The sequence below is a fragment of the Longibacter sp. genome, from assembly GCF_051155795.1.
Lineage (GTDB): Bacteria > Bacteroidota > Rhodothermia > Rhodothermales > Salinibacteraceae > Longibacter.
This window is the reverse complement of the sequence record NZ_DAXETW010000017.1, coordinates 1-11,186: the sequence shown is the minus strand read 5'-3', so window position 1 is coordinate 11,186 and position 11,186 is coordinate 1. Positions and strand designations below refer to the sequence as shown.

Annotated in this window: 11 protein-coding genes; 6 read left to right on the top strand and 5 right to left on the bottom strand. The window is 63.8% G+C overall.

Annotated elements, in window-relative coordinates; genetic code table 11:
• From ACFCU0_RS03140 to ACFCU0_RS03120, 5 genes are all read left to right on the top strand, one after another.
• Window positions 1–1,841: hypothetical protein (locus ACFCU0_RS03140; RefSeq protein ID WP_434972208.1), on the top strand; the 1,841-nt coding region annotated here is incomplete at its 5' end.
• Window positions 1,842–1,887: 46 nt separating this feature from the next.
• Window positions 1,888–2,949, top strand: a complete 1,062-nt coding sequence (locus tag ACFCU0_RS03135; protein ID WP_434972207.1) for a YncE family protein — start codon at window positions 1,888–1,890, stop codon at window positions 2,947–2,949.
• A gap of 82 nt (window positions 2,950–3,031) precedes the next feature.
• Window positions 3,032–3,496: a GIY-YIG nuclease family protein gene (locus tag ACFCU0_RS03130; RefSeq protein ID WP_434972206.1), complete on the top strand. Its 465-nt coding sequence runs from the start codon at window positions 3,032–3,034 to the stop codon at window positions 3,494–3,496.
• A gap of 55 nt (window positions 3,497–3,551) precedes the next feature.
• Window positions 3,552–4,952 (top strand): alpha/beta hydrolase family protein, encoded by a 1,401-nt coding sequence (locus ACFCU0_RS03125; RefSeq protein WP_434972205.1) that lies wholly within the window; start codon window positions 3,552–3,554, stop codon window positions 4,950–4,952.
• Between the two features lie 51 nt (window positions 4,953–5,003).
• Window positions 5,004–5,438 (top strand): HEPN domain-containing protein, encoded by a 435-nt coding sequence (locus ACFCU0_RS03120; protein WP_434972204.1) that lies wholly within the window; start codon window positions 5,004–5,006, stop codon window positions 5,436–5,438.
• Window positions 5,439–5,562: 124 nt separating this feature from the next.
• Here ACFCU0_RS03120 and ACFCU0_RS03115 read toward each other — a convergent pair whose 3' ends face one another.
• The 5 genes from ACFCU0_RS03115 to ACFCU0_RS03095 form a co-directional block, all read right to left on the bottom strand.
• Window positions 5,563–6,144: a hypothetical protein gene (locus ACFCU0_RS03115; RefSeq protein ID WP_434972203.1), complete on the bottom strand. Its 582-nt coding sequence runs from the start codon at window positions 6,142–6,144 to the stop codon at window positions 5,563–5,565.
• 265 nt (window positions 6,145–6,409) lie between these two features.
• Window positions 6,410–7,765, bottom strand: a complete 1,356-nt coding sequence (locus ACFCU0_RS03110; protein WP_434972202.1) for an N-acetylmuramoyl-L-alanine amidase family protein — start codon at window positions 7,763–7,765, stop codon at window positions 6,410–6,412.
• Between the two features lie 237 nt (window positions 7,766–8,002).
• A complete protein-coding gene (locus tag ACFCU0_RS03105) occupies window positions 8,003–8,896 on the bottom strand; it encodes a hypothetical protein (protein WP_434972201.1) in 894 nt (297 codons plus the stop codon).
• On the bottom strand, window positions 8,848–9,417 hold the full coding sequence (locus tag ACFCU0_RS03100) for a hypothetical protein (RefSeq protein WP_434972200.1): 570 nt from the start codon (window positions 9,415–9,417) through the stop codon (window positions 8,848–8,850). The genes ACFCU0_RS03105 and ACFCU0_RS03100 overlap by 49 nt, the downstream gene beginning before the upstream one ends.
• A gap of 59 nt (window positions 9,418–9,476) precedes the next feature.
• Window positions 9,477–10,082, bottom strand: a complete 606-nt coding sequence (locus ACFCU0_RS03095; RefSeq protein ID WP_434972199.1) for an RNA polymerase sigma factor — start codon at window positions 10,080–10,082, stop codon at window positions 9,477–9,479.
• A gap of 322 nt (window positions 10,083–10,404) precedes the next feature.
• Between ACFCU0_RS03095 and ACFCU0_RS03090 the strand changes: the two genes are divergently transcribed.
• The coding region (locus ACFCU0_RS03090) for a hypothetical protein (protein ID WP_434972198.1) at window positions 10,405–11,186 on the top strand (782 nt) is incomplete at its 3' end.

The window sequence follows — 11,186 nt, the reverse complement described above, 5'->3', positions numbered from 1 at the left end:
TAGCGGAAGACGGGACGCGTGCGGCTGACACGACCGTCGTCTTCTATTCCCCGTCGAAAGCCGTGGCCGCCTCGCGCGACGGGCTCTTGACAGCGATCGAGGCCGGGGAGCATGAAGTGATTGCTCTACGACCGGCCCAGGATGGACAGAAGCGCATCATGAACCGCTTCTCCGTACAGGTTGCGCCGAAGCCCGTTGACGGAGTCGCCTTCGTTGACGCGCCGGCGTCCATGTACACGGAGACGATGATGCCGCTTACAGTCCAGGCCCAGACGGAAGACGGCACCGCACGGGACGATATCTCGGTATCGGTCACCAGCAGCGATGCTTCGGTTGCCGAAACCGATCGCCTGAATCGCCTCCATGCCCGCACCCCGGGGACGGTGACACTGACTGCATCGGCCGGGGACTTTGAGGCGAGGCATACCGTCGAGGTGAAGGAGAATCCGGTCGTCTCGCTTGATCTGACCGGAGGCGCGGAGACGGCACGCACTGGGGATGTACTCGCGTTCACGGCCACGGCACGCGACGAGGCGGATGCACCTGTGACCGATGCGCCGATCCGCTATTCCGTTCGCATTGACGAAACGGGGCCGATCGCACCCGGCGCCCCTGCCGAGATCGGTGCCGACGGACGCTTCGTCGCGGAAGACGCCGGGACGTACACGGTGGTTGCCACGAGCGGCGCCCATGTCGCAGAGACGACGATAACGGTCACGGAGCGAAATCCGGAGGGGAGCATCGAGTTGGTGGGGCGTGGGCAGGTGTCCAGCGTGCACACGTCTGACCTGTGGGTCTGGGAGGCGGTCGACGGGCGCGACTACGTTATCACCGGTACATGGGGAGGAAACGGCGAAGCCTACTTCTGGGACGTCACCGATCCTGCCAACCCGACGCCGGTCGACACGGTGACCGTGGACGCGCGGACGGTCAACGACGTAAAGGTGAGCGAAGACGGACGGACGTGCATCATCAGTCGCGAGGGGGCATCCGACCGGAAGAACGGCATCGTGATTCTGGACTGCACGGATCCGACCAACGTATCCGTGATCACGGAGTACACCGAGCGACTGACGGGCGGCGTGCACAACCTGTTCATTTACAAGAATCACGTGTACGCGCTCAGCGCCGGACAGCGATACGAGATCCTAAACATCGAGGACCGTGCCAATCCGGAGCATGTCGCCACCTTCGAACTTGATTCGCCCGGGGCGTCGATTCACGACGTCTGGGTGATGGACGGCATCGCCTATTCGTCTAACTGGGAGGACGGCGTCGTCCTTGTCGACGTCGGAAACGGGATCAAGGGCGGATCGCCGTCGAATCCGGTCGAGATCGGTCGCTATGCGTATCCGAGCGGATGGAATCACGCGGCGTTTCCGTACGATGACAGCGAAACCGGTAAAAAGTGGGTAATCGCAGGGGATGAAGCCTTCCCGAACGGCCTCAACATCGACAATGAGCCGACGATTCCGGCCGGATGGCTCCACTTCGTCGACTTCACCGACCCGGACAATCCGACGGAAGAGGCGCGCTATCAGGTCCCCGAGGCCGGTACCCACAACTACTGGGTAGACGGCGACGTGCTCTATGTGGCATATTACAACGCAGGCCTCCGCGTTGTCGACCTCTCGGGCGACCTGAAAGGAGATCTGTATGCGCAGGGCCGCGAAATTGCGCGCTTCCGCTCATTCGACCCGGAGGGGCGGGTGGCGAATGCACCGATGGCTTGGGGCCCGCAGCCGCACAAAGGCCACATCTTTTTCTCCGATTGGAACTCCGGCCTATGGGTCGTCAAGCTGAAGCGCCCCGAGCAGGACCGTGTGTCGGCGACCCGGTAAACGTGTCGCCCCGACTCCACTCATCTCGACTGTTACGTATCTGCCTATGCGCATCGCCCGCGTCCTTCTCTTGACGTTCGCCTTCGTGCTCATCGCTCACGCGCCGGCACAGGCTCAGGAATACTTTGCCTACGTCGCGTCTGAATCGGCAGATGAGGTCTCGCTGATCCGGTTCGACGGAACGGAGGCTGTCGTGCAGGAAGCGGTCCCTGTGGGACAGATTCCGGTGGAGACCGAAGGCGCCCACGGCATGACGGTGTCGCCGGACGGCGAGCACTGGTTCGTCTCGATCGCGCACGGCAAACCGTTCGGCCGCGTCGTCAAGTACGAGACCGGCACGAACCGCAAACTCGAAGCCGCGGAGGTCGGGCTGTTCCCCGCGACGATGCAGATCTCCGATGTGACCGGGCTCCTCTACGTCGTGAATTTCAACCTTCACGGCGAGCCGGAGCCCAGCACCGTGTCCGTCGTGGAGACCGAGTCGATGACGGAGGTCCAGACAATCGAGACGGGCATCATGCCGCACGGGTCACGACTCAGTCCCGACCACCGGACGCACTACTCCGTGGGCATGATGGACGGGACGCTTTACGAAATCGACGTGGTGAGCGGCGAGGTGTCGCGGACGCTGAAGACGGGCACGGGCATGATCAAGCCGACCTGGGTGCAGCCCCATCCGTCGAAACCGGTCGCCTACGTCGCACACAACGGGGCCGACGAAGTGGTAGTCGTCGATCTGGATGCCTGGGAGGTGACGGAGCGTTTCGCGACCGGGAAGGGCACGAGCCCGTATAACCTCGACGTGACACCGGACGGCTCGACCCTCGTCGTTACGTACAAGGGGTCCGGGGAAACCGGAATCTGGGACGTTGAAACAGGAACGCGCCGCGCTCTCGTGGAAAATACCCGCGGCGTTTCACACGGTGTGGTGGTCACGCCGGACAGCCGCTACGCGTTCGTCACCGCGGAAGGCGTCGGAGGCGAGCCGGGAGCGGTCGACGTGATCGATCTGTCTACGGATGAAAAGGTTGCCCACGCAGACGTGGGGGCGCAGGCGGGCGGCATTGCGTTCTGGAAGATGCAGGCGGGCGAAGCTGCAAGTCGGTGATGTCCGATCGAACCGTCTGTCGGCGACCGATGTAACGCGGGCATCACCGTCCGGGTATCATCTGAACTCTGAGAGATGGCTCATGGCGGCCGAGACACCCACCGGGACGTATCTTCTGCTCCTGCAGTCGGAGCAGCCCTGTGAGACGCAGGTCGGCGCGCTGGGGACGGTCCGCCTTGACGCAGGACGGTACGTTTACGTCGGAAGCGCCTTTGGCCCGGGCGGCCTCCCGGCACGGCTGCGTCGGCACCTCGGACCCGTGCCGTCGTCCCCACACTGGCACATCGACTATCTGCGCCGGTGTCTTACGGTCGAGCATGTCCTGTTCTCGACGGACGACGACCGTCACGAATGCGCGTGGGCGGAGGAGGTCCGTTCAACCCCATGGAGCGAGCTGCCGTGCAGCGGGGCCGGAGCGTCTGACTGTACCTGTCCAGCTCATTTCTTCCGCATCGACACGCCGGATGCACGGTTAGTAATGCGAAGCCTTCTGGGCGGCACCGTCCAATCGTTTGATTCCGGTGAACTCCGCTCTTTTCTCGCATGACCTCGCGTCGGTCAAGCGTTTGTCACGAAATAGCCCGAATAGCACGACACCCTTGATGTCTCGCACCTCTCGCCTTCTGGTTGCATGTCTCTGCACACTCCTTGGCGCGACGGCGATGGTCCACGGTCAGCCGGTTGCCGATACGACGATAACCGGCTCCTGGGTGGGCACGCTCACCGTGCCCGACGGCGACTTCCGCGTCGTCTTTCACCTTCGACGCGCGCAGGACGGCGCGCTGACCGGCACCATGGACAGTCCGGACCAGGGGGCGACCGGCATCCGCCTGTCTGAGGTCGTCCGCGATGCCGACACGCTGCGCATCGGTGTTCGCGCTATTGCCGGGCAGTTCGCCGGTGTCATGCAGGACGACCGCCAGTCGATCGACGGTCAGTGGGCACAGGGGCCGGCACGGCTCTCGCTTACGCTCCGTCGCACCGATGCCGTTCCGGGTATTGAGCGGCCGCAGGAGCCGGACGAACCGCTCCCGTACCGCGAACGCATGGTAAACATTCAGACCCGCGACGGGACGCAGCTTGCCGGTACGATCACGCTCCCCCAAGACGGCGGACCACACCCGGCGGTTCTGCTCGTGGCCGGTGCAGGCGCGCAGGATCGCGATGCCTCCGTAGCCGGACATCGCCCCTTCCGCATATGGGCCGACGCGCTGACCCGAGCGGGATTTGCCGTGCTGCGCTACGATGAGCGAGGGGTGGGAGCGTCCGGCGGTACACCGACGGGCCACACGACGGCAGAACTGTCCGTCGATGCAGAAGCTGCTCTGGACGCTCTGGCCGGACACCCGGGTGTCGATGCGTCGCGACTCGCCGTCATCGGGCACAGCGAGGGCGGCACGATCGCGACGATGGTGACCAACCGGGACGATCGTGTGGGGGCTCTCGTCCTGCTGGCGACGCCCGCCCTGTCCGGGGACGAAATTCTGAGCGACCAACTCGACATCCGGGCCGACGCCAACGGCGTAGACGAGCGCACACGGGCCATGCAGCGGGGCACGCAGGACCGCATCTTCGAGGCGATCCGGTCGAATCCCGACTCAAGCCGGATGGCGAGTGAGCTCCGTCGGATCATGATCGACACGCGGGGGATTCAGGGCGAAGATCTCATTCAGCAGGAAATCCAACGCCTGACCGCTCCCTGGCTTCGCGCGTTTATCCGGTACAATCCGGCGCCGGCTCTCCGATCGGTCGACGAGCCGGTTCTCGCCGTGTACGGCACGAAAGACACGCAGCTCAAGCCGGCGAAGAATCGTGAAGCACTTCGGGAAGCGCTCACGCGGAGCGCCTCCCCGGATGTAACGGTGCGCGAAATGGAGGGCCTGAATCACCTTCTTCAGCCGGCAACGTCCGGGCGTCCCGGCGAGTACGGTCGCATAAAATGGACCGTCTCGCCCGAGGTCCTCTCGCTCGTTACCGACTGGCTGCAGAATCAGTCGAAGTAGCCGGCCATTTCTCCCACGCTTACCGCGCCCCTCGTACAAACCGCTTCTGCCATGCCCCACCGTCGCCTTTCCCCGTCCGACTGGTGGGAGCAGTCCCAGCGCGACCTGAGAGCAGCGGAGCACCTCTTGCAGGGCGGCTTTGGTCCTCAGGCGGTCGCCTTCGCCCATCTTGCGGTCGAGAAAGCGCTGAAAGCGGTCGTCCGTGCCTCGACGGGTGAAACGCCGCCGGTGACCCACAACCTGATCGAGCTGGCGAGACGAACCGGTGCGGAATGGCCCGCTGAGGTGGTCGACACGCTCGACAATCTGTCCGGGCTTGACGTCTCGCTTTTGTACGAGCCGGATGCGCTCTTTCGCCGCCGGCTGCCGGAGCGGCAAGGAGATGCCCGGCAGGCCGTCGCCGACGCCCGCGCAATCGTCGACTGGATCCAGCACAACGTCTTGCCCGCATCGGTCGACGGCGATGGGTCATCTACCGAGCACTGAACCCCCCTACGGTAGTGAGGCGCGGGGACGCGGGTTAGCATTGTGCTACGAAAAAACGGCCCGGCCGGAAGCGCTCCGGACGGGCCATCTCGGTAGACGTCCAACATGTGTCGGCAGGGTGCGACTACTCGCTCTGCACCTCGATCCGGTAATCGACCGTGGCTTCGATGAAGCCCTGACTTTCGCTGGTGTTGTTCACGCCGATGACCATAAAGGCAGGGGAGGCGCCAGCCTGAACGGTGGAGGACACGTCCGTATCCGCCACCTCCAGCGGGGTGGAAAGGGTCGACTGCACCGGTTGCTGTGCGGCAATGAGAGGTCCGCCTTCACTATCGCCGAGGTACATCTCGACGTTCTGGACGTAGTCGTACAACTTCGAAGCGGTCGCAGCCGTCGTACCTGCGGAGCGGCTAATGGTGATGCTTGTGACGCGGGCCGACACGACATCGCCCCGGCTGAAGCCGTAACTGGCTATGATCGAACTCAGGTTGTCGCTCCCGGAGGAAACGACGCCGACCTCGTTGTTGACGGCCGTGCTCGGGTTGTATTCGAACTCGTATGTGACGGTCGTCGGCGTGGCTGGATCGTTTAACGTGATCGTGTCATCTGATTCCGTACCGGCGGTGTCGCATGCCGCGAGGATGACGAAGAGGCCAACCAGAGCGATAAGGGGAACGGCGACCGGGCGGAGCTGGCGGGTGCGCATGGGGGAGGGATGGATCATGAAAAAGGGCCGGCGCGTGGATCGACTGCAGAGCGAATCCGCACCGGTACGCGTCGGGAAGAAGTGCAACAAGCGTTCCTCTCCCGTCATGAACACAATGGAGAGGTTGCCTGCACACGGAAAAGCCGCTCCTCACGGCGCAAGAGTAACGGCGGGGAACCAGACCGCGGCGCGGCGAAATAGGAAGTGTCCCCGGTGCGGCGCCATAACCGGTGGAGGACATGCGTCGATAAGCCGACGCGCGCCGCTATCGCGAGGTACGGGTAATCCCTTTCTCGTACATCTGTTTATAATCGCGGATCGCGCGAAAGATCGCACTGGCCAGGTAGGTCTGGCCCCGCTCGCTCTTAAGAAAGCGGGCCTCGGTCGGGTTCGTGAGGAAGCCCAGTTCCACCAGGACCGCAGGCATCGACGCACTCCACAGAACGTAGAACCCGGCCTGGTGTACGCCGCGGCTGCGCCGGTTCACGCGATCCTCGAACTGCGATTCGATCAGCGACGCCAGCTTCTCGCTCTGCCGCATATACGCACTCTGCGCGAGCACCTGGCGAACGAGCGCCTGCTCATCGTAGTCCTCGTACTTCTCGGTGTTTTCCTCGAAGCGGATCACCGAGTTCTCACGCTCCATCACCTTCCGCGCGGCCTCCGTTTTGTGCTGGCCGAGGAAGAAGGTTTCCGTTCCGCGAGCGGAGCGAGACCGAGCCGCATTGATGTGGATGGAGATGAAAAGCTTCGCGCCTGCTCGGTTCGCGATTTTTCCTCGCTCCTCCAGTTCGATGAAGGTGTCATCCGTCCGTGTGTAGACAACGTCGATGCCGAGATTCTCTTCGAGATACCGGCCGAGCTGCTTGGACACCTTTAGCACGATGTCCTTCTCCCGGATGCCATTTGCAGAGGCGCCGGGGTCCTTGCCGCCGTGTCCGGCGTCGATGACGACCTTGTCGAGGCGCCAGCGCTCCCGGGCCTGTTGCGACGCGCCGCCGAGCATGGACGCGGCCGTTGCATTCGATGAAGAGCCCCCGGATGAGCTGGACGACGCCGTTCGTGTTGGGGGCGAGGACTCGGCGGCGCTCCCATCGGACGGCCGGCTTTCGGCGACCGGTGTCGGCACCGGGCGCGGCGCGTCCGTCCCTCCCGGAAATGCCAGATTCAGCAGCACGTCGTTCGAGGCTCGATCGCGATAGGCGTCGGGCTCGACGTCCCGATCGAGGTGGAAGTGAAGGATGACGTGCCCGTCCTGTTGGTCCGTGCTGAATCGCTGGATGGGTCCCTCGGGCGCGTCATGATGAAAGGACGAGGCCAGGGCCGTATTGTAGAGCGTCCACTTCAGCTCGTTCTCACCGACCGACCGGGGCATGCCGTACGCGGCAATCTTCTGCGATGCCTGGACGCGCACGACGTACCCCTGCCCGTCCGAGCGGGCCGAGAAGGAAATGTTCGTAAGCTCCGCGCGAGCGCCCTCGGCGACAGGACCGTTCGTGGACGGCGTGCCGTAAGTATACGGGACCGGCGACATGCCGTACGCGCACACGAGCAGGAGCACTCCCGTAAACAGCCGGGAGATGCAACATGCACCGGGGCGCGGGCGGGAGAAGGCATTCATGACGGGGGCGGCGATCACTCAGCGGCGTGCAGCGGGGACGTCGGGGTCGGCTTCAGCGTGCGTTAAAGTATGCAATGCGGAATAAGCAAAGTAAAGGCGCAGCAGCCGGATTTTCCATTTAGACCCTGGATGAGAATCCCTACGGATGCGCGCGATCAACCAGAAACGCCCGCCGCGGATGCTCCGGGCGGGCGCTGAGCGTGGAGAGCTACACGTCGGAAACGGAGCGGCCGCGCGTCAGTCGGGTTGAGAGATCTCCTCTCCGATGAGTTCTTCGAGACGGCGCTGGATCATCTCGTCGCGCATTTCTTCTCGCTGCTCCAGGCGGCGTTGGAGTTCGTCAATCTGGCGCTGAAGCTGCGCGATCTCATGTCGGCGGTTGTCTTGCTTCAGGTCGAAGATACGATTCAGCGTCGCGCGCAACGTGTCGATTTGCGTTTCCCGCTCCGGGCCATCCGGCAGCAGGCGGATCGTCTTGGCGATTTCTCGCGACTCCATCTCCATCCGTCGCTCCCGCATCAGCTTCTCGTACAGTTCCTGGCTTCGACGGCGCATCTCCTGCATGTACTCCTGGTGAGCCGTCTCCATGCTGCCGGCCGTGCTCGTTGATCGATCGGCGGTCCGCGTCTGCGACTGGGAGGCCGCCGACACCCCGCTTTGCGCTGTACGCTGCGGTCGCTGAAGAATGACGGACGCGTCGTTCTGGCGGCGGACCTCGTCCTCGGAGACGGGTTCAAGCGTGCTTGTCACCGCATAGAGCGACCCGTTGATTTCCACGACCGGCTTTCGAATGCCGAGGAATCGGTACTGTGCTTCGATGCCAGAGACGTCGAGAGACGACGGCAGTTCGTCGGTACCAATGGCTTTGCCGTCGACGTAGACCGTGTTATTGTGGATGGTCAGCGTGCGCGTCTCGGTCTGCGCCTGCGTGGGGGGCGCGGCAGCGAAAACGATGATCAGCGCGAGGCCAAGGAGAAGATGAAAGCGGCTCATGAGATCGGGAGGCGAGAACACAGCGAACCGGAGGAAGGGGAGAGGAGACGTCAGAATCGGAGCGGCGATGCCCGGAACCAGATGGCGGATCACGGTCGGGTCGATTGCGCCGGGATGAATCCCGACCGGTCGTTCCACGAGGTTGGTGGGGCGCTTCGGGCGTTGACCACCTCGAGGCGCCGATGCAAGCGAACCACGTCATCGCCTTCGTCCCATTCGGGCAGGTCGCGGGCGGCCGGGGGAAGCTGGGATTCGGTCTGCGCACTCACCGGCGCGGTCGACGAGGGCTCCTCGGTGTCCAGCTGCCACCATCCGAGAGCGGCAACCAGAACCAGCGCGGCGGCCAGGCTTGCCTGCTGAAGGCGCCGAGAGAGTGCGGATGACGAACGAACCGAACGGCCGACCGGCTGCCGGTCCCGGCGGGCTGCAGGTCCCGACGACGCGGTCGGCTGGGCCGCTTCGGCAGCGGCCTCGGTGATGGCGTCGAGCACGGAGGCGTCCGGTCGAGCCGTCGATTTTCGGTCGAGCAGCTCCTTCACTTCGGCCAGCTCATCGTGTTCGCGGGATAGGGACGGATTGTTGCGGAGACGGCGCCGCAGATCCTCAGGATCGGGCTCCTCTCCGTACAGGTGGCGTACAATGCGTAGCGTTTCGTCCATAAGAGCGGGTTCGGGTCGTCGAACAGCAGGCGGCAGGGGAGTGCGAGAAGACCGCGGCGTTACGAATCCACAGTCGGAGCAAGCGACGTTTTGCCGGAGGCTTCGATCATCTTGCGGAGATTCTTGAGCGCGTAGCGCATACGTCCGAGGGCCGTATTAATGGAGACGTCGGTCATTTCGGCAATCTCCCGGAACGTGAGGTCGGTGGTCTGGCGGAGGAGCAGGACTTCGCGTTGTTCGGGCGCCAGCTTTTCGATGTGCTCGTCGAGCCACTCGCGCTGCTCGGCGCGGTGAAGCTCCTCGTCGGCGTAGGGTGTATCGTCCGGCAGCCGGTCCCAGAACGAGTAGCCGTCCTCTTCATCGGAGGATACATCGGCCCACTTTTTCTGCTTCCGGATGTGGTCGATCGTCGCGTTCCGGGCGATGCGCATGACCCAGCTTTTCCAGTATCCCTGTCGGGTGTAGGAGCCCTTCCGGTCCTGCATCGCATCGATCACGCGCAAGAAGGTCTCCTGGAACAGGTCGTTGGCCAGAGCACGGTCTTTCACCATGCTCATGATGTATCCGAAAATTTGGTCCTGGTAGCGCTCCACGAGCTGGCGGAAGGCACGTTCATCGCCGTCCTCCAGGTAGGCTGCAACCAGTTCTTCGTCGGTGGGAGTCATGCGCGTGTGGGAAGCGCTCGTGATCGATCACCAGACGGTGACGTCGCGTGGGATGATGCGAACGCACCGTCGTCTACGATTATTGTATCGCCCGGGAAATGTTGTCCGTCGGAATGGTCGCTCGCAGAGGTTTGCGTGTAGCAATAATACCCGACGATATCCATTCGTACGCATCCGGGCGGCACGCGTTGACGGGCGCCAACAGGTTTCCGTTCAACGTCGCGTATGTAACGCCGCTGCCTGCGTCGCCTACGTAACACGCACCGGGGACGGTGTGCCTACGTCCCCGCATCGCACGACCTGTAGGAAGCCCCGAAAAACCATGGCATACCTGTATGGAATGGTAGCCACCCATCCGACCCGAGTGGATTGCGAGCTCCTTGAGGCGCATGAACGTCGCATTGTGGATGGTGCTAGGACCGGGCGGACGGTGCCCGCTTGGGGAACCGCCCACGTCCGGGAGGGGCACGTCGCGACCCGACTGCAGCGCACGCCGCAGCCGTACAGTCAGCGGACGCGCTCTTCGGCACAGGATGCCTTCAGCCGCATGGCGCTGACGTGGTGCCCGCGTCCGGGTGTGGGTGGCGAGGTTCTCCAGCCGCTCGTGGAAGGTGCATCCATGGCTGTGATTCGGGTTGCGATCCCGGCGGTCGGCGCTGTGTGTAGCGACATCCGAGGGGCGTTACGCCCCCGGCGACGCGATGCGCTGCAGACGGACGCCCTGGCCGAGCATGTTTTTCAGCTCTTGCTGGAACGCCGCGACCAGATGCCGTCCCGATCGTCGGTGCGAACGCTTCGCGCCGTTGCCTGGAACGTGCTCCGGTGGAGTCGACGCTCCAAGCCGGAGGCGGCCTCCGGGGATGGCATGCAAACCCCGCTGCTGCAGATGCTGTGGAACAGCGGTACCGGTGATGGGCTGGCCGGATGCAGCATCGGCGCATCTCTGTGGTCATTGCTGCGAACTGAACCTCGCGGCTGCGGCATCTGCGGGTCGGTTCACTCGACCCGAACGCTGAACGGGTCGGCGTACCGGTCCCGCGTCTTTGCCACTGAGCCCCTCACCGAAGAAGACTGGGAGACCGTTCCGGAAGGTCGCGTGTTTTC

What these genes read in the sequence shown, in the direction of transcription:
- ACFCU0_RS03135 (WP_434972207.1), top strand. Translation starts at nt 1,888, where the DNA reads ATGCGCATCGCCCGCGTCCTTCTCTTGACGTTCGCCTTCGTGCTCATC.
- ACFCU0_RS03130 (WP_434972206.1), top strand. Translation starts at nt 3,032, where the DNA reads ATGGCGGCCGAGACACCCACCGGGACGTATCTTCTGCTCCTGCAGTCG.
- ACFCU0_RS03125 (WP_434972205.1), top strand. Translation starts at nt 3,552, where the DNA reads ATGTCTCGCACCTCTCGCCTTCTGGTTGCATGTCTCTGCACACTCCTT.
- ACFCU0_RS03120 (WP_434972204.1), top strand. Translation starts at nt 5,004, where the DNA reads ATGCCCCACCGTCGCCTTTCCCCGTCCGACTGGTGGGAGCAGTCCCAG.
- ACFCU0_RS03115 (WP_434972203.1), bottom strand. Translation starts at nt 6,144, where the DNA reads ATGCGCACCCGCCAGCTCCGCCCGGTCGCCGTTCCCCTTATCGCTCTG.
- ACFCU0_RS03110 (WP_434972202.1), bottom strand. Translation starts at nt 7,765, where the DNA reads ATGAATGCCTTCTCCCGCCCGCGCCCCGGTGCATGTTGCATCTCCCGG.
- ACFCU0_RS03100 (WP_434972200.1), bottom strand. Translation starts at nt 9,417, where the DNA reads ATGGACGAAACGCTACGCATTGTACGCCACCTGTACGGAGAGGAGCCC.
- ACFCU0_RS03095 (WP_434972199.1), bottom strand. Translation starts at nt 10,082, where the DNA reads ATGACTCCCACCGACGAAGAACTGGTTGCAGCCTACCTGGAGGACGGC.